General features: G+C 70.9%; 17 protein-coding genes and 2 riboswitches. Of the genes, 6 read left to right on the forward strand and 11 right to left on the reverse strand.

Annotation, left to right across the window (positions count from 1 at the left end; genetic code table 11):
• Positions 1-50 precede the first annotated feature (50 nt).
• The 8 genes from ABZ272_RS12670 to ABZ272_RS12705 form a co-directional block, all read right to left on the reverse strand.
• The gene (locus ABZ272_RS12670) at positions 51-1,022 is read right to left on the reverse strand and encodes an aldo/keto reductase (RefSeq protein ID WP_355050063.1); all 972 of its coding nucleotides are present in this window, start codon (positions 1,020-1,022) and stop codon (positions 51-53) included.
• Positions 1,019-1,897, reverse strand: coding sequence for an amidohydrolase family protein (locus ABZ272_RS12675; RefSeq protein ID WP_355050064.1), 879 nt, complete (start codon positions 1,895-1,897; stop codon positions 1,019-1,021). The genes ABZ272_RS12670 and ABZ272_RS12675 overlap by 4 nt, the downstream gene beginning before the upstream one ends.
• Positions 1,894-2,655, reverse strand: a complete 762-nt coding sequence (locus tag ABZ272_RS12680; RefSeq protein ID WP_355050065.1) for an SDR family NAD(P)-dependent oxidoreductase — start codon at positions 2,653-2,655, stop codon at positions 1,894-1,896. Before ABZ272_RS12680 ends, ABZ272_RS12675 begins: the two co-directional genes overlap by 4 nt.
• The gene (locus ABZ272_RS12685; protein WP_355050066.1) at positions 2,652-3,680 is read right to left on the reverse strand and encodes an alcohol dehydrogenase catalytic domain-containing protein; all 1,029 of its coding nucleotides are present in this window, start codon (positions 3,678-3,680) and stop codon (positions 2,652-2,654) included. The genes ABZ272_RS12680 and ABZ272_RS12685 overlap by 4 nt, the downstream gene beginning before the upstream one ends.
• Before the next feature lie 137 nt (positions 3,681-3,817).
• Entirely contained in the window at positions 3,818-5,053 is a 1,236-nt protein-coding gene (locus ABZ272_RS12690; protein WP_355050067.1) for a mandelate racemase/muconate lactonizing enzyme family protein, read from the reverse strand.
• Between the two features lies 1 nt (position 5,054).
• Positions 5,055-5,882 (reverse strand): carbohydrate ABC transporter permease, encoded by an 828-nt coding sequence (locus ABZ272_RS12695; RefSeq protein ID WP_355050068.1) that lies wholly within the window; start codon positions 5,880-5,882, stop codon positions 5,055-5,057.
• Positions 5,882-6,862, reverse strand: a complete 981-nt coding sequence (locus tag ABZ272_RS12700; protein WP_355050069.1) for a sugar ABC transporter permease — start codon at positions 6,860-6,862, stop codon at positions 5,882-5,884. The genes ABZ272_RS12695 and ABZ272_RS12700 overlap by 1 nt, the downstream gene beginning before the upstream one ends.
• Positions 6,863-6,866: 4 nt before the next feature.
• Positions 6,867-8,135 carry an extracellular solute-binding protein gene (locus ABZ272_RS12705; protein ID WP_355050070.1) on the reverse strand — a complete coding sequence of 423 codons (1,269 nt, stop codon included), beginning with the start codon at positions 8,133-8,135 and terminating at the stop codon, positions 6,867-6,869.
• A 150-nt stretch (positions 8,136-8,285) separates the two neighbouring features.
• On the opposite strand from ABZ272_RS12705, the gene ABZ272_RS12710 reads away from it, so the two are divergent.
• Together ABZ272_RS12710 and ABZ272_RS12715 are read left to right on the forward strand one after the other, a co-directional pair.
• Positions 8,286-9,056: a FadR/GntR family transcriptional regulator gene (locus tag ABZ272_RS12710; RefSeq protein ID WP_355050071.1), complete on the forward strand. Its 771-nt coding sequence runs from the start codon at positions 8,286-8,288 to the stop codon at positions 9,054-9,056.
• Between the two features lie 491 nt (positions 9,057-9,547).
• Positions 9,548-11,275: a family 43 glycosylhydrolase gene (locus ABZ272_RS12715; RefSeq protein WP_355050216.1), complete on the forward strand. Its 1,728-nt coding sequence runs from the start codon at positions 9,548-9,550 to the stop codon at positions 11,273-11,275.
• A gap of 159 nt (positions 11,276-11,434) precedes the next feature.
• Here ABZ272_RS12715 and ABZ272_RS12720 read toward each other — a convergent pair whose 3' ends face one another.
• The gene (locus ABZ272_RS12720) at positions 11,435-12,430 is read right to left on the reverse strand and encodes a ribonucleotide-diphosphate reductase subunit beta (protein ID WP_355050217.1); all 996 of its coding nucleotides are present in this window, start codon (positions 12,428-12,430) and stop codon (positions 11,435-11,437) included.
• A 50-nt stretch (positions 12,431-12,480) separates the two neighbouring features.
• Complete coding sequence (locus tag ABZ272_RS12725; protein ID WP_355050218.1) at positions 12,481-14,817, reverse strand: ribonucleoside-diphosphate reductase subunit alpha; 2,337 nt, start codon at positions 14,815-14,817, stop codon at positions 12,481-12,483.
• Between the two features lie 193 nt (positions 14,818-15,010).
• Positions 15,011-15,224, reverse strand: a riboswitch (cobalamin riboswitch).
• Between the two features lie 186 nt (positions 15,225-15,410).
• A riboswitch (cobalamin riboswitch) is annotated at positions 15,411-15,484 on the forward strand.
• Positions 15,485-15,542: 58 nt separating this feature from the next.
• Between ABZ272_RS12725 and ABZ272_RS12730 the strand changes: the two genes are divergently transcribed.
• The 4 genes from ABZ272_RS12730 to ABZ272_RS12745 are packed head-to-tail and all read left to right on the forward strand — an operon-like array spanning position 15,543 to position 17,331.
• Positions 15,543-15,746 (forward strand): CbtB domain-containing protein, encoded by a 204-nt coding sequence (locus ABZ272_RS12730; RefSeq protein ID WP_355050072.1) that lies wholly within the window; start codon positions 15,543-15,545, stop codon positions 15,744-15,746.
• Positions 15,737-16,537, forward strand: a complete 801-nt coding sequence (locus ABZ272_RS12735) for a CbtA family protein (protein ID WP_355050073.1) — start codon at positions 15,737-15,739, stop codon at positions 16,535-16,537. Before ABZ272_RS12730 ends, ABZ272_RS12735 begins: the two co-directional genes overlap by 10 nt.
• Entirely contained in the window at positions 16,534-17,166 is a 633-nt protein-coding gene (locus ABZ272_RS12740) for a histidine phosphatase family protein (protein ID WP_355050074.1), read from the forward strand. The genes ABZ272_RS12735 and ABZ272_RS12740 overlap by 4 nt, the downstream gene beginning before the upstream one ends.
• A gap of 15 nt (positions 17,167-17,181) precedes the next feature.
• A complete protein-coding gene (locus ABZ272_RS12745) occupies positions 17,182-17,331 on the forward strand; it encodes a hypothetical protein (protein WP_355050075.1) in 150 nt (49 codons plus the stop codon).
• 12 nt (positions 17,332-17,343) lie between these two features.
• Here the strand turns inward: ABZ272_RS12745 and ABZ272_RS12750 are convergent, their stop codons facing one another.
• The gene (locus ABZ272_RS12750; protein ID WP_355050076.1) at positions 17,344-22,965 is read right to left on the reverse strand and encodes a GH92 family glycosyl hydrolase; all 5,622 of its coding nucleotides are present in this window, start codon (positions 22,963-22,965) and stop codon (positions 17,344-17,346) included.
• Between the last annotated feature and the right edge of the window lie 145 nt (positions 22,966-23,110).

Below are 23,110 nucleotides of genomic sequence, written 5' to 3' on the forward strand. Positions count from 1 at the left end.
CCGCTCCTGACGACGGGTGGCCGGCGCTCCGGCTTTTCAGCGCCGCGCCGTCAGCGGAGCAGTCCGGCGTCGCGCAGCGCCACCCACAGCTGCTCCGGGACGTCCGCGTCGAAGCGGCGCAGGGTCTCGGTCACCTGGGCCTCGTCCCGCAGGCCGACCACCGTCGAGACCACCACCGGGTGCCGGCGGACGAACGCCAGCGCCGCCTGCGGCAGCGTGACGCCGTACTCCTGACAGACCGCCGCGATCCGCCGGGCCCGTTCGATCACCTCGGGCGGCGCCTGCTGGTAGTTGTAGGTCGCGTCGGCCGGTGGCTGGTCGCGGGCCAGCAGCCCGGAGTTGTAGACCCCGGCGATCACCACGCCCACCCCCGCGGCCTGCGCGGCCGGCAGCAGGTCGTCGGCCGCGCCCTGTTCGAGGAGGGTGTAGCGGCCGGCGCACATCACCACGTCGATGTCGGTCTCCCGGACGAAGCGGGCCAGCATCGCCGACTGGTTCATGCCGGCGCCGATCGCGCCGACGACCCCCTGGTCACGCAACTCGACCAGCGCCGGTACCGCCTCGGTCGCCGCCTGCTCCCAGTGCTCGTCCGGGTCGTGCAGGTACACCACGTCCACGCGGTCCAGGCCGGTGCGCTCCAGGCTGGCCTCCAACGACCGCAGGACACCGTCGCGGCTGAAGTCCCAGACCCGCCGGTGGTCGGCCGGCACGTCGAACCCCTCCGGGTCGCGGTCCCGCGCGCCCTCGGGCGAGGGTACGAGCAGCCGCCCGACCTTCGTCGACACCACGTACTCGTCGCGGGGCCGGGACCGCAGCGCCGCCCCCACCCGGCGCTCGGACAGGCCGAGACCGTAGTGCGGCGCGGTGTCGAAGTACCGGATGCCGGCGTCCCAGGCGGTGTCGAGGGCCGCCGCGAACTCCTCGTCCGACGTCCCCCGGTACAGGTTGCCGCCCTGCGCCGCGCCGAAGCCCAGCGTGGTGAGGCGTACCCCCGGTCGCCGGGGCAGCTCCCGGCCCGTCACGGCTCCCCCAACCCGTACGCGCGGACGGCGGTCTCCCGCCAGATCGACGCCTGCTCCTCGTCGGCGAGCGGTTCCAGCAGGTCGGCGAGGACGCCGACCCACCGGGTGTAGGAGCTGGCGAGCAGGCACACCGGCCAGTCGGAGCCGAACATCAGCCGGTGCGCCCCGAACGCGTCGAGCGCGTGGTCGATGGCGGGGCGCAGGTCGGCAGCGGACCAGGACGAGCCGTCCACCTCGGTCACCAGGCCGGAGAGTTTCGCGGTGACGTTCGGCTCGGCGGCGAGCGCCCGCAGATTCGCGGGCCAGTCGCCCAGGTCTCCCCTGCCGATCGAGGGCTTGGCGAGGTGGTCCAGGACGAACGACACCTCGGGCAGGTCCCGGACGAGCCGGGTCGCCGCCGGCAGTTGGTGGTCGCGGACCAGCAGGTCGTAGGCGAGACCGGCGGCCCCGACGGCCGCGATGCCCCGCCGGACGTCGCGCCGGTCGAGGTACGCCGGGTCGGGCTCGGACTGGACCAGGTGGCGGATGGCGACCAGCCGCTCCCCGCCGCGGGCGGCGCGCAGCCGGTCGAGGCGCTCGTCGATGTCGTCGGCGGCGAGGTTGACCCAGCCGACGACGCCGCCGATAAGGGGATCGTCGGCCGCGATGCCCAACAGGTGTTCGGTCTCCGCCACGGAGGCGATGGACTGCACGACGACGGTCTCGGTGACCCCGGCGGCCCGCGCCGCCGGAGCGAGATCCGCCGGGGTGAAGTCGTTGTCGATGGCCGCCATCGTGTCCGGGTCGATCCACGGTTGCGGGTGCCGGGCGCGGACCCAGAGGTGGTGGTGCGCGTCGATGATGCCGGGACGCCCGGTCGGCGTGGGCCCGGTCATCGGCCCAACCATCCGCCGTCGACGGGCAGGACGGTGCCGTGCACGTAGTCCGACGCGCTGGCGGCCAGGAACACGGTGGCGCCGGCCAGGTCGTCGGCGCGTCCCCACCGGCCGGCCGGGATCCGACCCAGGATGGCGTCGTTGCGTACCGGGTCGTCGCGCAGCGCCTGGGTGTTGTCGGTGGCGATGTAGCCGGGCGCGATCGCGTTGACGTTGACCCCGTGTCCGGCCCACTCGTTGGACAGCGCCCTGGTCAGCCCGGCGAGGCCGGACTTGGCCGCCGTGTAGCTCGCGACGTTGATGCCGCCCTGGAAGCTCAGCAGCGAGGCGGTGAAGATGACCTTGCCGTGGCCCCGGTCGACCATCCGCCGGCCGATCTCCCGGGTCAGCACGAACTGGCTGGACAGGTTGACCTGCACCACCCGGTCCCACATCTCGTCGGGGTGCTCCACGGCCGGCGCCCGGGCGATCGTGCCGCCGTTGTTCACCAGGATGTCCACCGGCGCGACCGCCTCGGCCTCCTCGGCCAGCCGGTACACCGCGGCCCGGTCGCCCAGGTCGGTCCGGATGCCGGTGAACCGGCGACCGGTGGCCTCGACGCGCCGTTGGACCTCACTGCCCTCCGGCTCCAACTGCGCCGACACTCCGATGATGTCCGCGCCGGCCAACGCCAGCGCCTCGGCCATCGCCAGGCCGATCCCCCGCCGGGCCCCGGTCACCAGGGCGGTCCGTCCGGTCAGGTCGAACAGGACGCTCATCGCTCCTCCTCCCGCCAGTCGAGCAGCACCTTCATGACACCTCCGCCGGACTCCAGGGCCGTGAACGCGTCCGTGACGCCGGCCACCGGGAGCACCCGGGAGATCAGCTCCTGGGCCGGGATGACGCCCGCCGCCACCAGCCGGATCGCCTCGACGACGTCCTCGCGGCGGTACAGCCGCGCGCCCAGCAACTCCAGTTCCCGCCAGAAGAAGCGGTGCAGGTTCACCGGACGTGGCTGCGGGTGGATCGCCACCATCACCAGCCGGCCCCGGGTGGTGAGCACGTCCACCGCCGTGCCGACGCCGGCGGCCGAACCGGACACCTCGAACGCGACGTCCGCGCCCGCGCCGCCGGTCCGTTCGTTGACCAGCGCCGCCACGTCGGTCGGCCCGGGATCCACGGCCTCGATGCCGATGCCCGACGCGACTCCGCGCCGGAAACCGTCCGGTTCGACGAGCAGGACCTGCGCCCCCCGCTCACGGGCGACGGCGGCGATGAGGACGCCCACCGGGCCCCCGCCGACGACGACCACGTGCTCACCGGAGGCCACCTGCGCCCGGCCGACGTCGTGCACCGCCACGGCGACGGGCTCGACGAGCGCCGCGCGGTCCAACGGCAGGTCATCGGGGAGCGGCAGCACCAGGTCGGCCGGCACCGTCCAGGACGACTGCATCGCGCCGGGCGAGTCGATACCGAGGAAGTCCATCGCGTGACAGATGTGCGAGTGGCCGCGACGGCACGCCGGGCACTGCCCGCAGGCGCGCGTGGGCATCACGGTGACGGGCTGCCCGACCCGCAGGTCGGTCACACCGTCGCCGACCGCGGCGACGCGCCCCGACATCTCGTGTCCCAGGACCGCCGACGCGCCGACCCGGGCGTCCATGTCGCCGTGGAAGATGTGCAGGTCCGTACCGCAGATCCCGGTGTACGCCACCGCGATCCGTACCTGGCCGGGGCCCGGCGGCTCCGGTGCGCGGTCCTCGATCCCGAGGTCCCGTGCTCCCTTGTAGACAACTGCCTTCACTGCTGCTCCGTCTCGACGTGGTGGATACGTACGGTGCGGGTGACAGGGCGGCCGGAGCCGCGTCCGCGGTGTCGGCGCCACGGACACGGTAATCATCCGACCAATTGAGGTCCAGCGCGGTTACGGTCCGTACCGGCTCAGTGCCGCAGCGGCGCCACGTCGTTCGGGGACGTGACCGCGTCGACGAGCAGGGCCTCGACCCCGGCCGGCACGGCGGCGACCGGGTGCTCGGCCACCGCGAGCAGCCGCTTGCCGGCTCGCTCCGGACGGACGTTCGGGCTGTCGGCGGTCGGAGTGACCGGTCGGTGTCCGGCGGCCGCGATCGCCGCCTCGTCCACCCGTACCCCGAGGCCGGGTGTCTCACCCAGGACGAACGCGCCATCCTCGACGTGCAGGTCGAGGCCGATGCCCTTCGGTGGTCGGAGATCCTGCAACTCGCTGACCAGGTGGTTGGGCACCGAGGTCGCGGCGTGCAGGAGACCGACGGGGATGTTGCCGATGGGGCTGACCGGTAGGTCGTTGGCGTGTGCCAGGGCCGCCACCCGCAGGAAGTGGGTGACCCCCCAGACGGCGGCCGACTGCACGATGTCGACCGCGCCCGCCGCGATCAGCGGCCGGTACTGCTCCAGCCCGGTGAGGTTCTCACCGGTGGCGATCGAGGCCCGTACGCCCCGACCCACGGCGGCCAGGCCCTCGGCGTCCCAGCGGCGGACCGGCTCCTCGATCCAGATCAGATCGAGGGTACGTTCCAGCTCGGCCACGTGGCGCACGGCCTGCTTGCGCGACCACGCCTCGTTGACGTCGAGCATCAGGCCCGGCCGTCGACCGTGACCGGCCTCGGTCAGCACCTCCCGGACCAGGCCGAGCCGGTGCCGGTCCCGCTCGATGTCGAGGCCGCCCTTGAGTTTGGCGGCCCGCAGGCCGTACCCGGCGTAGACCTCGTACTCGGCGACGAGCTCGTCGTCGGTCAGCCCGATGTCGAGACCGGAGGCGTACGCGGGAACGCGCCGGTCCCGCCCGCCGAGCAGGCGCCAGAGCGGCTCGCCGGCCATCTTCGCCTTGATGTCCCACAGGGCGGTGTCCAGCGCGCCGATCGTCCCGAACACCAGGCCGGCGTGCCCGGCCTTGAACGTCTGCCGCAGCATCCGGTCGTACAGGGTGGACACCGCGCGGGGATCTTCACCTTCGATGGCCGGGAAGATCTTGTCGATCTCCACGTGCGGCCCGAGGCCGATGCCGTCGATCCCCTCGTCGGTCTCGACGATCGTGATCGGCAGTGTCGTCACGCCGTCGGGGAACACGCCGTTGGCGTCGCCGACGGGTCGGCCCCACTCCTGGACCGTCGTCAGGGTTCGATACCCGGTGATGCGCATGTCAGCCTTTCGTGGAACCAGCGGCGACGCCGTCGGCGATCTGGCGCTGAAGGAACAGGTAGACCGCCAGGACCGGGATCGCCGCGATGAGCACCCCGGAGGCGAAGGTGGGAATGTCCTCGGAGTACTGCCCCCGCAGCGAGGTCACCCCGACCATGAGGGTCCGGTGGTCGGCCGACGGCATCAGCAGCAGCGAGATGAGCACGTCGTTCCAGCAGAACAGCGTGTTGAGGATGCCCACGGACAGCAGCGCCGGAGCGCCCAGCGGCAGCATGATCCGCCGGTAGACGCCGTACACGGTGTTGCCGTCGATCCGGGCCGCGTCGACGATCTCCGCCGGGATGGTGCGGTAGTAGCTGGTCATCAGGAAGACCGTGAAGGGCAGGAACTGCGCGACGTACGCGAGGATCAGTCCCGGGTACGTGTCGACCAGACCGCTGTCGGCCATCACCCGGGCCAGCGGCACCATGATCACCTGGAAGGGGATGAAGAGCGCCGCGAGGCAGCCGATGAACAGCGCCGTCGAGCCCCGGAAGCGCAGTTGGCTCAGCGCGAATCCGGCCATCGACCCGAACAGCAGCAGCAGGAACACCGCGCAACCCACGACGAGGATCGAGTTGGCGGTGTACCGGCCCATGCCGACGCTGGTCCACGCCTTGGTGATGTTCTCGAAGTGCAGGGAGTCCGCAAGCCCGAAGCGGTCGAGGATGTACTCCCGGCGGGTCTTCATGGCGACGTTCGCCGTGAACAGGAGGGGGTAGATCGTCGCGACCGCGAGGAGCCCCATCGGGATCACGAGCAACCATCTGCCCAGTCGGACGCGGGACATCAGTCCTCCCTCCCCGCGCGTCGGAGCAGCTTGAGCTGTAGCAGCCCGACGACGAGCATGATGACGAACAGAACGGTGGACGCGGCCGACGCGAGGGCCGGTCGGTTCATCCGCCCCTGTTGGATCCAGATGTAGTACTCCGGCAGGTAGGTCGAGCCCTCCGGACCGCCACTGGTCATGACGTAGAGCAGGCCGAACATGGACGTCAGCATCCCGATCATCGTGGTCACGAAGACGAACTGGATGGTGCGGGTCAGGCTGGGGATGATCACGTGCCAGATCACCTGGGCCAGGGACGCGCCGTCCACCCGCGCGGCGTCCAGCAGGGCCGCGTCCAGGGTCGCGAAGCCCGCGAGGAAGACAACCAGGGCCATTCCGAAGGTCGCCCACACGTGCACACCGACGACCGCGAACATGGCGACGTCCGGATCACCGAGCCAGTCCACCGGCCCGATGCCCACCGTGGACAGGACAACGTTGACAGGACCGTCAAACGAGAGCAGCAGATTGAAGATCGCGCCGACGATGACCGGGGACAGCACGGCCGGGAAGAAGTAGACGCTGCGGTAGAACCGGTGCCCCGGCACGCGCAGGTAGATGAACGTGGCGAGTAGACCCGGGATGGCCACCGCCACCGGCAGGAGCAGGACCAGCAGTCCCACGTTGCGCAGCGCCTGCTGGAACAGCGGATCCTGGAGCAGGTGGACGTAGTTGTCAAAACCGACCATCGCCCCGTCGCGGTCGCCGTCGCCGGTGAAGGAGAAGTTGACACCGAGCACGAGCGGGTACAGCCGCAGCAGCACGAGGATCAGGACGGCCGGGGCGACCAGCACGAAGGGTGCCAGTTGCTCGGCGCGTCGGCCGCCGGCGGCGCGCCGCGAGACGGCGCGGTCGCGAGGCGGCGGTGCGGAGGGCGGGACCCCGCCGGCCCGCCCGGCCGAAGCCGAACGGACCGACGGGAGTGACTTGCCGATCGTCACGAGATCAGCCCGCCGTGTCCGAGGCGGCCATCTGCTTCACGACCTCGTCCACGCTGATCGAGCCGCTGAGCAACTGCTGCGAGAGGCGGCCCATCAGGTCGAGCGACTTCGAGGAGAGCGCCACGTGCACCGCCGGCTTGCCGGTCTTGAGCGCGGAGACGATCGTGGTGACGGCCGGCCCACTCGCCGACACGTCGATCGTCGTGTCCGCGGTGATCGCGCCGGCGTTGGTGTAGAACGCCTTCAGCGCCTCGGTGGAGCTCAGCGAGCGCACCAGGTCGGCGGCCACCTTCGGGTCCTTGGTCCACTTGGCGACCGCGTACCCGATGCCGCCGTCGTACGGCAGGCTGGGGGTCACGCCGCTGGTCACCGTCGGGGCCATCATCACGCCCAGCTTCTCCGGCGTGATGAACTCGTTGAAGTCCTTCCAGTGCCCGATGTCGGACATGAGGCCGATCATGTGTGCGGCCTTGCCGGACTGGAACACGGCGAACGCGTCGTTGAACAGGGCGGTGGAGTTCGCGCCGTCGTTGTTCAGCTTGGCGGTGCCGGTCTCCTTCCACAGCTCGAAGAGCCGCTTGACGTTCGGCGACTTCCAGTCGCGCTTGCCGGCGATCCAGTTCTCGTACTCCTGCGGGGTCAGCACGCCCGATGCCATGGCCGACAGGAAGAACTGGATGCCGTAGCCCTCCTTGTTGCCGACGGAGAAGCACTTGGCGCCGGTCTGCTTGGTGATGACACCGCAGTTGGCGACGAACTCCTGCCAGGTCGTGGCGGGCTTCGCCGGGTCGAGACCGGCCTTCTCGTAGAGCGTCTTGTTGTAGTAGATCGGGTGGCCCTGCAGCGTCACCGGGGAGGCGTACGTCTTGCCGTCCTTCGCGAACGCCTCCCAACCGGCCAGCCGCTGCCGGTCCTCGCCGACGTACTCGTCGAGCGGCTGGAGCGAGGCCACCCGGTCGCGGATCTGGCCGCCACCGTTGAACAGGATGACGTCCGGCCCCTTGCCCGACTGGAGGGCCGCGCCCAACAGCGTGTAGTACTCCTCGAACGGCTGGGCGACGAACTCGACCTTGACGTCCTTGTGCTTCTTGGCGAAGTCGGCCTTGGCCTTCTCCACGTACTGGGCGGAGCTGGCCTCGCCGGACTTCCAGTCCCAGACGACCAGCTTCTTGTCCGAGCCTTCGGACGATGAACCCGAACCTGTCGCGCTTCCACAGCCTGTCAGGGCCAGCCCTGCAACGAGGACCGCGGACCACACTGCTCGTTGCTTCATCGTTGCTCACCTTCATATGGGGAGTGGCCTGGGAACGGCCGTCGATGCAAGATTGACGAGAACGTAACTCGTATGACGTCTGACGTCAACGGTTGCCCGTACACTGGGGCGGACTCGTGGGCCCGCTCCCGCGGCCACGCGGAGGTGAACGTGACGACATCGAACCAGTCGGCCGTCAACGGCACGGCGACACCGACCTGGACGCGTCGCCCGACGAATCTGGCCCAGGCGATCACGGCCGAGTTGGTGACCCGCATCGTCCAGGGAGCACACCCCTCGGGCACGCCACTGCCCCCCGAGCCGGTGCTCTGCGAGACCTTCTCGGTGAGCCGCACCGTCATCCGGGAAGCGGTGAAGATCTTGCAGGAGAAGGGGCTCGTGCAGGTCCGCCAGGGCAGCGGAACGCTCGTCACCCCGCCCTCGTCGTGGGACATGCTCGACGAACTCGTCCTCGCGGCGACCATCGCCGAGGACGACACCCTGGCGATCCTGGACGACCTGGTGGTCACCCGCCGGGTGCTGGAGTCCGACATGGCCAACGTGGCCGCCCGCCTCGCCGACGAGGCGGCGATCGACCGGCTGCGCGCCCTGGTGGACCGCATGGACGAGCTGGTCGACGACCACGTCACCTACCAGGAGCACGACCGCGCCTTCCACGACACGGTCATGCAGACGTCCGGAAACCGCATCGCCCGGGGCGTCGTCCGGTCCCTGGAGAGTCAGGTCGTCAACACCGCCCGGTACATGGGCCAGCCCGAGCGGGCCATGTGCGTGGCGTCGAACCAGGGGCACCGGCGCATCTACGAGCGCATCGCCGCCCACGACCCGGACGGTGCCGCGCAGGCGATGTTCACGCACATCACGGAGGCGTGGCTCGTGCGCCGCAGCGGACCGGGAAGCCCGACCCGGCTGCAGCGCTGACCGCTCCGCCGACCCCTGGTGCGACCCCACGCCGACCCGTCCGTGAGGCCGGCGAGAAATCCAGGTCCATCCATCGCTTGAGAATGTTAGCGATAACAGACTACCCTCGGGCCGCAGAGGCGAAGGGCACGCTTCACCGCTCCACTCGATCCGCCGAGGTCGATGGAGCAGTGCATGACCAAACGCCCGCTGGTGGGTGACCGGGCCTCCCCTCAGGGACGTTGACCACCGCCGTCGACGACGGCGGGCCGCCGCACGCGGGAGCCAGGGTGGACACCCGAGCCCTCCTGCCGTGCTCGCGGCACCGCCGCAGCCCACCCGAGCGACCCGCGACGACACCCGCGACACGCCGCCAGCGCATGCGGCGGGCCGCCCGCCCGTCGTGACCCACCCTGGAGGTACCGATGCGCCCCACACCGCCACCGCGGACCACGACCCGGCTCCGGCGGGGCCTCGCCTGGCTCGCGAGCCTGCTGCTCGTCTCGACGCTGATGCCGGCCACGGCCGCCCGCGCGGACAACCCCATCGTCCAACACATCTACACGGCCGACCCGGCGCCCCTGGTCCACAACGGACGCGTCTACCTCTACACCGGCCACGACGAGGACGGCTCGACGTACTTCACCATGAAGGACTGGCGGGTGTGGTCGTCCGCCGACATGGTCAACTGGACCGACCACGGCTCGCCACTGAGCCTCGCCACCTTCAGCTGGGCGAGCGCCAACGCGTGGGCCGGCCAGGTCGTCGCCCGCAACGGCAAGTTCTACTGGTACGTGCCGGTCACCGCCCGGGCCACCAACTCCATGGCCATCGGCGTCGCGGTCGCCGACAGCCCCACCGGGCCGTTCCGGGACGCCATCGGCCGCCCCCTGGTGGGCAACGGCGAGATCGACCCCACGGTCTTCGTCGACGACGACGGTCAGGCGTACCTGTACTGGGGCAACCCTAACCTGTGGTACGTCCGGCTGAACGCCGACATGATCTCCTACAGCGGCAGCGCCACCAAGATCCCGCTCACCACCGCCGGGTTCGGCGCCCGCAGCGGCAACGCCAGCCGGCCCACCCTCTACGAGGAGGGCCCCTGGGTCTACAAGCGCAACGGCATCTACTACAACGTGTTCGCGGCGGAGTGCTGCTCCGAGTTCATCGGATACTCGACCGCCACCGGCCCGACCGGCCCGTGGACCTATCGCGGCACGGTCATGCCCCGCCAGGGTGCGAGCTTCACCAACCACCCGGGAGTCATCGACTTCAACGGCGGCTCGTACTTCTTCTACCACAACGGGGCGCTGCCCGGCGGTGGCGGTTACACCCGTTCGGTGGCCGTGGAGAAGTTCACGTACAACACCAACGGCACCATCCCGACGATCAACATGACCACGACGGGCGCGCCGCAGATCGGAACGCTGAACCCGTACGTGCGGCAGGAGGCCGAGACCATCGCCTGGGGCTCCGGCATCGAGACCGAGCCGGCCAGCGAGGGCGGGATGAACGTCGGGTGGATCGAGAACGGGGACTACATCAAGGTCAAGGGCGTCGGCTTCGGTACGGGCGCGACGTCCTTCTCGGCCCGGGTCGCCTCGGCGACGTCCGGCGGCACCATCGAACTGCGCCTCGGTAGCCCCACCGGCACCCGGGTGGGCAGCTGCGCGGTACCCGGCACCGGTGCGTGGCAGACGTGGCAGACCGTCTCCTGCCCGGTCTCCGGCGTCACCGGCACCCAGGACCTGTACCTGCGGTTCACCGGCGGCAGCGGCACCCTGTTCAACCTCAACTGGTGGCAGTTCCAGGCCAACGGCACCACGCCCACCCCGACGCCGACCCCGACGCCGAGCCCGACCGCGGACCCGACGCCGACGCCGACGCCCACCCCGACGCCCACGACCACACCCACGCCGACCAGCCCGGCCGGGACGTCCTGCGCGGTCACCAACACCGTGGTGAACACCTGGCAGGGCGGTTTCGAGGGGCGGCTCACGGTCACCAACGCCGGATCGTCGGCGCTGAACGGCTGGCGGGTCACCTGGACGCTCGCCAGCGGGCAGACGGTGTCCCAGGTCTGGAACGGCACCCTCACCCAGTCGGGTAGCCAGGTGACCGTCGCGAACGCCGCCTACAACGGCCAGCTCGCGCCGGGAACCTCGACCACCGCCGGCTACCTCAGCTCCACCACCTCAAGCAGTCCCCCGACCACCACCCCCACCTGCACCCCCGCCTAACCAACTCCCCCGGGTTCCCACCCCCCAAAGACACCCCCACCCCATCCCCACACCCCGTCCGCCGCCGACGTCGATCATGAAGTTAATGCCCCCGACACGCCGATAGGGGAGCAACAACTTCATGATCGACGGGGCGGGGCCGGGGGTGGGGTGGGGGTTCTAGAAGTCGTCGTCGAAGGCGACCGTGCCGGTCACCCCGACCTGGTACGCCGACACCCGCCGCTCGAAGAAGTTGGACAGCTCCTGCACGTCCTGCAACTCCATGAAGGCGAACGGGTTCGCCGACCCGTAGTGCGGCGCGATCCCGAGCTGGGCGAGCCGGCGGTCGGCGACGTGCTGCAGGTACTGCCGCATGTCCGCCAGGGTGAGGCCGGGCACCCCCTGGCCCACCAGGTCCTCGGCGAACTGGACCTCGCACTCGACCGCCTCGGTGAGCATCCGGCGGACCTGGTCGGCCAGGTCGTCGTCGAACAGATCGGGCTCCTCGGCGCGTACGGTGTCGACGACGTCGAAGGCGAACGCCATGTGCATGGACTCGTCGCGGAACACCCAGTTGGTCCCCGATGCCAGCCCGTGCAGCAGGCCACGCGATCGCAGGAAGTAGACGTACGCGAACGCGCCGTAGAAGAACAACCCCTCGATGCAGGCGGCGAAACAGATCAGGTTGAGCAGGAAGGTCCGCCGGTCCTCGCGGGTACGCAGCTCCCGCAGGTCGTGCAGGGAGTCGATCCAGCGGAAGCAGAACTCGGCCTTGCGACGGATCGACGGGATGTTCTCGATCGCGGCGAAGGCTTCGAACCGCTCGGTCTCGTCGGGCACGTACGTGTCGAGCAGGTTCAGGTAGAACTGGACGTGCACGGCCTCCTCGAACAGCTGCCGCGACAGGTAGAGCCGACCTTCCGGGCTGTTGACGTGCTGGTACAGGTTGAGCACGAGGTTGTTGGCGACGATCGTGTCGCCGGTGGCGAAGAACGCGACGAGGCGGCTGACCAGGTGCCGCTCGGCCGGCGACAGCCGGTCCAGGTCGGCGAGGTCGGCGTGCAGGTCGACCTCCTCGACCGTCCAGGTGTTGCGGATGGCGTCCCGGAACCGGTCGAAGAAGTGCGGGTAGCGCATCGGACGGAGAGTCAGGTCCATCCCGGGGTCGAGCAGCATGTGCGTGGTCCTCGCGTCGGTGGTGCGGTCCGTGGTGGTGTCGGCGACGGTCACTGGCACGCCTCGCACGACTCGGGGTTCTCCAGCGAGCAGGCCAGCGCCTCGGCGTCGACCGCGACAGGGACGAGGGGGGCGAGGGGCGGCACCGCGCTGACGGTGGCCTGCTGGATCCGGGTGGCCGGCCGGGACCGCAGGTAGTAGGTGGTCTTCAGCCCGGTCTTCCAGGCGTACAGGTACATCGAGGAGAGCTTGCCGATGGTGGGCGACGCCAGGAACAGGTTCAGCGACTGAGACTGGTCGATGAACGGCGCCCGGGCGGCGGCCAGGTCGATCAGCGCACGCTGCGGCAGCTCCCACGCGGTGCGGAACAGCTCCCGCACGTCGGCCGGCAGCTCCACGACGGACTGCACGGAGCCCTCGGCCCGCTTGATCGCCGACCGGATCTGCTCGGTCCACAGGCCACGGGCCTTCAACTCGCGTACCAGAGCGGTGTTGACCTGGAGGAACTCCCCCGAAAGAGTCTCGCGCTTGAACAGGTTGGACACCTGCGGTTCGACGCACTCGTAGCAGCCGGCGATCGAGGCGATCGTCGCGGTCGGAGCGACAGCCACCAGCAGCGAGTTGCGCAGCCCGTACTCCTCGACCTCCTGGCGTAGCGCGGCCCAGCGCGCGGTCTGCGTACCCTCGACACCCCACAGGTCCGGTTGCAGGCGGCCCCGCGCGGCCCGGGTCTGCGCGAACGCCGGGTGTGCGCCGAACTGGCGGGCCAGGTCGGCGGAGGTCTCCAGCGCGGTCAGGTACAACTCCTCGCTGATCCGGGTGGACAGCTCCCGCGCGGCCGGGGCGTCGAACGGCAGCCGCAGCGCGAAGAACACGTCCTGCAACCCCATCAGCCCGAGCCCGACCGGCCGCCAACGGGGGTTGCTCGCCGCCGCCTGCGGGGTCGGGTAGTAGTTGATGTCGATGACCCGGTCGAGGAACGTCACCGCCGTCCGGACCGTGGCGCGCAGCCGCTCCCAGTCGATGCCGTCATCGGTCAGGTGGGCGGCGACGTTCACCGAGCCGAGGTTGCACACGGCGGTCTCGTCGTCGCTGGACACCTCGATGATCTCGGTGCAGAGGTTCGAGAGGTGCACCACGTTGCCCGGCTCGGCCGTCTGGTTGCACAGCCGGTTGGCCGCGTCCTTGAAGGTCATCCAGCCGTTGCCGGTCTGGGCCAGGGTGCGCATCATCTTCCCGTACAGCTCGCGGGCCGGCACCTGCCGCACGTAGCGGCCCTGTGCCTCGGCGGCCCGGTACGCGGCGTCGAACCGCTCGCCCCACAGGTCCGGCAGTTCGGGCACCTCGTCGGGGTCGAACAGCGACCACATCTCGTCGGCCTCGACCCGGCGCATGAACTCGTCCGGGACCCAGTTGGCCAGGTTGAGATTGTGCGTACGCCGGGCGTCCTCGCCCGTGTTGTCCCGGAGCTGGAGGAACTCCTCGATGTCCGGGTGCCACGGCTCCAGGTAGACGCAGGCCGCGCCCTTTCGCCGCCCGCCCTGGTTGACCGCCGCGACGCTCGCGTCCAGTGTGCGCAGCCACGGCACGATGCCGTTGGACTGCCCGTTCGTGCCCCGGATCAGCGCGCCACGGGACCGGACCCGGGAGTACGCGATACCGATGCCACCGGCGAACTTGGACAGGTTTGCGACCTGGGCGTAGCGCGCGTAGATCGAGTCCAGTTCGTCGCGCGGCGAGTCCACGAGATAGCACGAGGACATCTGGGTGTGTCGGGTGCCGGAGTTGAACAGGGTCGGCGAGCTGGGCAGATAAGCGAGGCTGGACATCAGCCGGTAGAAGTCGACCGCCTCGTCCGGCGTACGGGACAGGCCGCAGGCCACCCGTAGCAGCCAGTACTGCGGGGTCTCCAGCACCAGCCGGGTGGTGGGGTGACGCAGCAGGTACCGGTCGTAGACGGTGCGCAGGCCGAAGTACTCGAAGCGACGGTCGCCGTCGGGGTCGACGGCGTCGTCGAACGTCTCCGCGTGCGCGGCGACGAACGCGGCGGTCTCGTCACCGATCAGACCCTCGGCGTGGCCGGCCCGGATCGCCGCGCTGAACGAGGTGATGCCCTGCCGCCGCACCTCCTTGTCGACGTAGCCGGCCAACAGCCGCGCGGCCAGGCGCGAGTACTGCGGCTCCGCACCGATCATCTCGGCCGCCGTCTGGATCGACAGCCGGTCCAGCTCGGCGGTCGTCGCGCCGTCGTAGAGGCCGCTGATCGTACGGGTGGCCACCCGCATCGGGTCGACCTCGGTCAGGTCGTCGGCCCACCGCTCGACCGCTCGGACGATCTTGTTCACGTCCACGGCCTCGGTGCCGCCGTCGCGCTTGCGCACCTGCATCGGGGTCCGCCGCGCGGCCTCGCCGCTGACCGGGACCACCTCGGTGACTGTCACCACTCACTCCTCGGGAGTTCGAGACCTCAAGGGCCCTCGGACGCGGGGAGACGGACGCCGTCGACGCCACGCCAGCGTGGGCGTGGGTCAGGTGGCGTCAGCCGTTCCGCGCGGCCTCGGACCGCCCCGCACCCGAGGTTCGGGTACGCGGCGCGCTGGCAGGTCTTCGGACTCGCGGGCGCGACCGGGCCGGCCGGTCACCTACTGGCCGTCGCTTCCCAGGCCGTTGGCCCAGTGCTGATGACGGCGGTCGTTCCCACTCACCGCTGCGGGACAGTCCCGGACTTCCACCGGGTTCCCTCTTGCCTCGACCACTCACCAGGAGTGGCCGAACCAGCTGCGGTCGACACCATATATAGGGGCGAGCACGTTTGTCACACCCCACATGTCGGGTCCCGCGTGTCGCGGTCGACGATGACGACCCTCGTCGATCAGCTCGGTAGCCGGCCGACGGGCGGTGACGCCCCGACCGTCGCCATCGGCTTGACCGAGGCGAACCGGCACCGATACGGTCGACCCACTATCTGCGGCGACGCGAGGGAAGCCGGTGAGAATCCGGCGCGGTCGCGCCACTGTGAGCGGCCCCCAGCCCGGGGGGCGCGAGCCAGGACGCTCGGTCGTCCGCAGCCTTGCGATGGGGACGCGTCATCCCCGAGGAGGTTCGTTCACGCATGTCCAGCTCCACGTCCAGCCAGCCGCTGGCACACCCCGCTGTCCCGACCCGTCTCCTGTGGACGGTCCTGGCCACCGTCGCCGTGCTCGCCCTGCTGACCTACCTCGTCGCCTTCGACCAGGGCGCGGTCTCGCGCAGCGGGATGTACCTGCACGAGCTGATGCACGACGGCCGGCACCTGCTCGGTGTCCCGTGCCACTGACCGGCACCGGCACCGCACCCACGTTCGTCACGGTCCTGCTGCGCGGGCTCCTCGCCGGCCTGGTGGCCGGCCTGCTCGCCGGGACGTTCGCCTTCGTCGTCGGCGAACCACACGTCGAGGCGGCCATCGCCATCGAGGAAGCGGCCACCCAGGCCGAGCCCGCCGCCGACGGGCACCAGCACGCCGAGGCCGTCGCCGACGGGCACCAGCACGGCGAGGAGGCCCTGGTCGGCCGCAACGGCCAACGCGGCGGCCTGTTCCTGGCCACCGGCCTGTTCGGCGCCGCCATGGGCGGCCTGCTGGCCAGCGCGTACGTCCTGCTGGCCCGTCGGCGGCGGACCGCCGACGACGGGCGGTCCGGGTTGTCGCTGGCCGGCGGTGCGCTGCTCGGCGCGGTGATCGTGCCGTTCCTCAAGTACCCGCCGAATCCACCGGCCGTCGGCGACCCGTCCACCATCAACCAGCGCACGGTCACCTACCTGCTGATGGTGGTACTCGGCCTGGTCGCGGTCTGGTCCGGTTCGCTCGGCTACCGATCGGTGGGTGAGCACGCGCCGGTGTGGCTGCGGGCCAGCGCGGCGGTCGGCGGTTTCCTGCTGGTCACCGTCGTGTCCTATGTGGTGCTGCCGTCGTTCCAGGAGGTCCCCGGCGACTTCCCCGCGACGCTGCTGTGGAGCTTCCGGCTCGCCTCGCTCGGCACCCAGATGGTGCTGTGGACCGGCATCGGCCTGCTCTTCGCCGCCCTGATGCACCGCCAGCGCGCGGTCGCCGGCGCACGACTGGCCGGGTGAGCGCCACCAGCCTGCGGCTGGTCGCCCACGGTCATACCGCCGCCCTGCGGCAGGCCCGGTTCGGCGGGAACGACAGCCTGGACGAGGGCGGCCGGCGTGCCGCCCTCGCCCTGTCCCCCGCTGGTACGGGCCGGCGTGAAGGTGACGCGGTGGCCTGCCTGTCCAGCCCCGCGGCGGCGGCCGTCGAGACCGCCGAGATCTTCGGACTCGCGCCCACCGTCGAGGCGGCCCTTGCCGACTGTGACTACGGCGACTGGTCGGGCCGGCCCCTCGCGGAGATCGCGGCGGAGCGGCCGGACGCGCTACGCGAGTGGCTGTCCACGCCGGACGCCACGCCGCACGGCGGTGAGTCGATCGTCGCGGTACGCCAGCGCGTCGGCCGGTGGCTGGACGCGCAGCGTGGCCTCGGCCGACGGCTCACGGCCGTCACCCACCCACTCGTGATCCGGGTCGCGCTCGTGCATGCCCTGGATCTGCCGCTGGCGACGTACCGACAGCTCGACGTCGCGCCGCTGGCGATCGTCCGACTCACCGCCCACGGCCCACGCTGGCAGTTGCGCCTGGACGCGGCGTCGGCACCGGCACCGCCGAGTGACATACCGCAGAGGCGATATACCGCAGAGGTATAAATATGACTCTGCGGTATGTCCCTCATCCGCAACCTGGCCCCGCCGCTCGCCGGGAGCGGCACGGCCATGCGGGACGGGCGGTCGCGCGACCCGCGTCTCGGCGTCGAGATCGGGCGGCCTGGAACGGGCGTCGGGCGGGCCGTGGAGCACGGCCCGCCCGACTGATGTGCTTCCGGCTTACTTCGCCGTGACCGTGAACGGTCGGGACACCGTCGCCTTCGAGCGGGACCCGGACAGCGTCACACTGGTGACTCCGGGCTCCGTCGAATCCGGGACGCCGACGGTCCCGCCGGCGACGATGCCGTCACCGTTCGCGTGTACCGTGCCGACCCGACGGCCGCCGCCGAGGCTGACCGTGATCTCCTCGTTCGGCGCGAAGCCGGAGCCGTCGACCGTGATCGACGTGCCGCGCGGCGCGGACGGCGTGGGCAACGAAAGGCGCGGCTGGTAGGCCGGGTCCGTCGAACCCACGGTCACCTGCACGGTTGCCGTCGCCGGCGTACCGGAGGACGCGCCGGTGGCGCGGACGGCGTACCGCCCCGGTGGCGTGTCCCCGGAGGTCGCGACGGTCGCGCGGACCGTGCCCGTCGCGGACGCCGAGACCGTCACCTCGCGGGTCGTGCCGGCCGCGAGGCCCACCGTCACCCGCTCGCCGGCGGCGAACCCGCTGCCGACGACCGTGACCGCGTCGCCAGCGGCGACCGACTGCGTGCCGGACACCGCGAGGGTGGTGGCCGCCCCGGTCCGCCGGACCGTCACGGTGAAGGTCGCGGTGCTGCTGGACACCGTGTCCCACGCGGTGACGCGCACCGTGTAGGTGCCCTCACGGGCGTAGGTGTGCCGGCCGCTCAGCGCGCCGTCCGCACCGACCGTGGCGTCGTCCGGAACCGTGCCGTCGCCCCACTGGACGCGGGCGTGGTAGCCGCTCGTGTCGGGGAGACCGCCGGTCACCGATCCGAGATTCGCCGTGAGGACCTGCCCGGCGTCGACGCTCTGGTCGCCCGGGGCGGCGGTCACCAGCGGGGCGGCCGGCGTGCCGTCGTCGGCGACGGCGAACACGTGGATCCGGCCCGCCGAGCGCGGGTCGCCGGTCTGCGTCGGCAGGGTTACCGAGACCAGCGTCCTACCCGCCGGGATCTGGTACGGCGTGGTGGCGAACAGGAACGGCTGGGCGCCGTCGCGGCTCGTGCCACTGAGCCGGTACGCGGACTTCGCGACGACGATGTTGCCGTACGACGGCGTCCCGTTGGCGTTGCCGCCCAGCGTCCAGTCACTGAACTGGATCGGAATGCTGGCGGTGCTGCCGTCGCTGAACGTCGCCGTGCCGGTCGTTGCCTGGTTGCCCTGCGTACCGGCGCCGATGAACGAGATGCTCCGGGCGTCGGCCGGCAGGCGCAGGGCGATCGTCGCGCCGTTGCCGGTGGCGTTGTCCGGCTGCCCGGCCGGGACCTGCGGCAGGGTGAAGCCCAGCGCGGTGCCCGGCACCTGGTGCCGCTGCCCCTGGGTCACGCCGGCCGCCGCGAGTGCCGCCCGCGAGTATGCCCACGACTTCGCGTCGCAGTCCGCCGCGAGGGTGCCCTCGTCGCCGACACACACGGTGTCGAACGCCGCGGTGAGGCCGGAGTTCGCCGCGTACGCGACGTCGACGCCGACCGTCACCGAGCCCTGACCGACGCCGTCGGTCACCGTGACGCTCGCCTGGTGGTAGCCCGGCGTGGCGTAGGTGTGCTCGCCGCTGACGCGGTAGACCTCCCGGGAACTCAGCGTCAGGGTGCCCTCGGTGGCCGGTGAGCCGTCACCCCAGTCGATCGTGGCCCGGTAGTCGTCGGCGACGCCGCCGGTGACCGTGGCCAGGGCCATCGTGGCGGGCGCGCCGGAGCGGGCGTGCACGCCATCGGTGGCGGTCACCGTGATGTCACCGCCGCTCAGGTCGAGGTCCCCCCCGGCGAGCAGCTCGATCTCGGCAAGGGTCGGCTGAGCCGCGCCGACGGTCTTCGTCACGACGAGGCGGAACTGGGAGTACCGCCCGGGCTTGTCGATCCGGAACGGCCGGGTCTGGTTGCGCCAGCGGAACACCTCGCCCGCCCGCGCGTCCAGCGTGCTCCAGGTCAGGCCGTCGGTGGAGCCCTGCAACCGCCAGTCCGCCGGGTCGCCCGCGGTCGCGCCGGAGGTGATGGTGTAGTAGGTGGGCTTCTGCCGGCCGCCCCGGGTCGCCCAGCCGATCTGCGGCGTGCCCGACGACGTCGTCAGCTGGGTGGTGGACGAGTCGTCGAACAGCGTCGACGCGTCCGGACCGCCGCTGACGGTGGCGGTGCCGAGGCCCGGCCCGGTGACGTCCTGCAACGGCTGCGGTACGGCGTCGCCCTTGGTCAGCGACGGGGGCGTGGCGTCCCGACCGGTGCCCCACGACGACGGGTTCGGTCCCATCTGGAAGTCGATCGTTCCGCCCCTGGCGAGCGCGGACACCTCGACCGAGACGTCGCGCTGCTTCTTGCCGTTGACCTTCACGCTCTGCACGTACACGTTGCGGTTGCTGTTGTTCGCGGCGTTGACCACGATGTCGCCGGTCGGGCGGCGGACGGTCATCCGGGTGAACTGCGGCGAGCCGATCGCCCAGTGGGTCGACCCGGCCTGCAACGGGTAGATGCCCAGCGAGCTGAGGACGTACCAGGCCGACATCTCGCCGTTGTCCTCGTCGCCCAGGTAGCCCTGACCGATCTCGCTGCCCACGTAGAGACGCCGCAGGATCTCGCGCACGGCCGCCTGGGTCTTCGCCGGAGCGCCGGCGACGTCGTACAGGTACGGGATGTGGTGCGACGGCTGGTTGCTCATGCCGAGCTGCCCCATCCGCACCGCGCGGGCCTCGATCATCTCGTGGATGATGCCGCCGTATCCACCGGGGCGGTCGGCGTTCTCTGCGGTGGCGAAGAAGGTGTCGAGCTTGTCGCGCAGGGCCTTCTGCCCGCCGTACAGGTTGATCAGGCCCTGGGGGTCCTGCTGTGCGGTGAACGCGAAGTTCCAGCCGTTGGTCTCGGTGTAGACACCACCCCAGTCCAGCGGGTCACCGGCGAGGAACGTGCCGGCCGCGTCGCGGCCCTGGAAGAGCTTCGTCTTGGCGTCGAAGAGGTGGACGTAGTTGCGGGCCCGCTCCAGGAAGTACCGGGACTCCTCCGTGAGCTGGTCGCGCCGCGACTTCGGCGTGGCCGGGTCCTTCGCCAACGCGGCGGCCATGTTGCCGATGCCGTAGTCGTTGATGTAGCCCTCCAGCGCCCACGACACCGACTCGCCGGTGCTGGTCGGCGTGTAGCCCAGGAACAGCGACGTCTCGATGCCCTTGCGGCCGACCGCGCCACGTCCGGACGCGACGGTCGCGTCCTTGACGGCCGCGTCGTACGCCGCGAGCGGGTCGGGCAGCTTGACCCCGGTGAGGTACGCCTGCGCCAGGGCCACGTTCGCGCTGGTGCCGGTCATCAGGTCGGCGTAGCCGGGCGACGACCAGCGGGCGATCCAGCCGCCGTCGCGGTAGTGCTGGACGAACCCGTCCGAGATCTTCGCGGCGACGTCCGGGTAGAGCAGCGAATACGCGGGCCACACCGTGCGGTAGGTGTCCCAGAACCCGTTGTTGACGTAGATCTGCCCGTCGACGATCTTCGCGCCGGTCCGGGTGGCGGTCGACGTGCCGGTCGGCGCGGACACCGGGCTGGCGTACTGCCAGTGGGGGGCGGCGGCGGTGCCGGTGTTCTCCGACTGTGAGTTCGGGTAGAGGTTCAGCCGGTACAGGTTCGAGTACATGGTGACGAGCTGCGTCTCGGTCGCGCCCCGCAGCTCGACCCGGCCGAGGCGGTCCTTCCAGGCGGCGGTGGCGGCGTCGCGGATCGCGTCGAAGCTCCGTCCGGTCACCTCCAGGTCGAGGTTGCGGCGGGCCTGTTCGACGGAGAGGAACGAGGTCGCGATCCGCATCGTCACCTGACGGTTCGCCGAGACGTCGAAGGTCGCGGACGTCGCGGTGACCGCCGTCGGCGCGCGGTCGAACTCGCCGGACACGAACATCCGGCTACGTCCGGCCGAGAGGCCGCTTCCGTTGTCGACCCAGCCGGTGAACGTGCTGTCGGTACCGAGGGTGAAGGTGCCCTTGGCGAAGACGAGACTTCCGGTCGACGGTCCCGGCCCGAAGGTGAACCGCATGATGCCGGCGTGGTCGGTCGGCGACATCTCGGCGACCAGGCCGTTCTGCAGCGCGACCCGGTAGAGGTCCGGCCGAGCCGTCTCGTCGTCGTGGCGGAAGGCCAGCGCCCGGCTGGCGGGTGGCCCGGTGAGGGGGCCGTCGCCGGCCACCGGCATCACCGACATCTGGTTGCGGTCGCCCATCCAGGGGCTGGGCTCGTGGGAGATCGCGAGGCCCTGCAACGTGGGCAGGTTGGCGGCGTTGTTGGCGCGGTGGTAGTCGTACTCCCAGGAGTCCGAGGTCGCGTCGGTCACCGGGGTGAAGAAGTTGAACCCGTTCGGTACGGCGGTGATCGGCAGGTTGTTGCCCCGCGAGAACCCGCCCGTGGAGTTGGTGCCTCGTCGGGTGTCGACGTAGTTCGTGAGCCGGGAGCCGTCGATCGTCGCCGGGTTCGGGGTCACTTCGACGTCGTCGAGCCACCCCTGGAAGAGGGTCTCCTCGGTGGCCTGCGGGTCGTCGTACGCCAGCAGGACGCGGTCGATCGTCTTGCCGCGCGCGACGGCGCCGATGTCGGCGCTGACCGCGTTCCACTGGTCGGCGAAGAGCACCTTCGAGGTGCCCTGACCGGCCGGGGTCAGCGGGTTGCCGTGCTGGTCGACGGCCGAGCGTCCACTGAGGTAGCTGCCGTCGGTGAAGTGCAGGTCGACCGAGGCGTAGGTGGACGGGTAGCGGGCGTCCTGGCCGGTGAACTCGGGGAAGATCCGGTACGACAGGCGGGTGTTCGGCCCGACCGGGATGTCGACGTCGAACAGCTTGTTCGTCGCGTACGAGCGGCCGCCGGTCTGGGCGCCACCGTAGTAGCGCAGCGCGGCCAGGCCGGTGAAGCCGACGCCCGGCTTCGTCGTGTAACCGCCGGCCGGGCCGGGGCCGATCTCGGTGACCATGGGCGTGGCCGGCGGTCGGACGTCCGAGCCGTCGCTGATGTCCCAGCTGGCGAGCTGGGTGAGAGTGTCGCCGGAGTTCGCGGAGACCACCAGCCGGTACCAGCCGTAGGCCGTCGTGTTGGTGACGCCGTACCTGTTGGTGGCGAACCGCTTGGCGAAACTCTGCTTCGTCTGGCGGTCCAGGTCGACCCAGGCGCTGCCGTCGGTGGACCCCTGGAGGGTGAAGTCGCGGGGGTCGCGGCCCGGCTCATCGTCCGCCGAGGTCAGCGCGTACCGCTTGACGACCGCTGGCTTGGCCAGCTGGTACGTCACCCACGCGGTCGATTCGAACGCCAGCCACTTGGTCGACGGATTCCCGTCGGCGAGGTTCGCCGCGATCTCGTTCGGCGGGTTCTGGGCGCTCGCGGTGGTGGCCTCGACCTGGCCGAGCAAGCTGCCGGGCAGGTTCGCGTCGCTCGACCCGCTGAGGTTGCCCTGCACGGGCCGACCCGAGCGGTCGACCTCGACGGTGCTCGTGGCGGGCTGCGGGTCGGCCGTTTCGAACGAGGAACGGAAGGCGCCCGGTGGCGGGGCGCTCGGCGCGGCGCTGGCCAGCGGCGCGGCGACGACCATCCCCAGGGGAAGCAGGGCGGCGGTTGTCGCCACGGCTATCCGCAGGGAGACGGCGCGCGTACGGGGGAGATACGGCATGGGGGCGGGACCTTTCGACTCGATCCGGTCGAGTACGTCGAGCGTCTGGGTGGCAGTGGAGGGTGGACCAGCTCTGACATCGTTGTCATCGGGCGTGCCTGACAAGCGAGGGCAGATCCGGTGGATGTTGGGCAGATGCTTCCGG

Origin of the sequence: Micromonospora sp. NPDC005979, assembly GCF_040614415.1 — a bacterium.
GTDB lineage: Bacteria > Actinomycetota > Actinomycetes > Mycobacteriales > Micromonosporaceae > Micromonospora.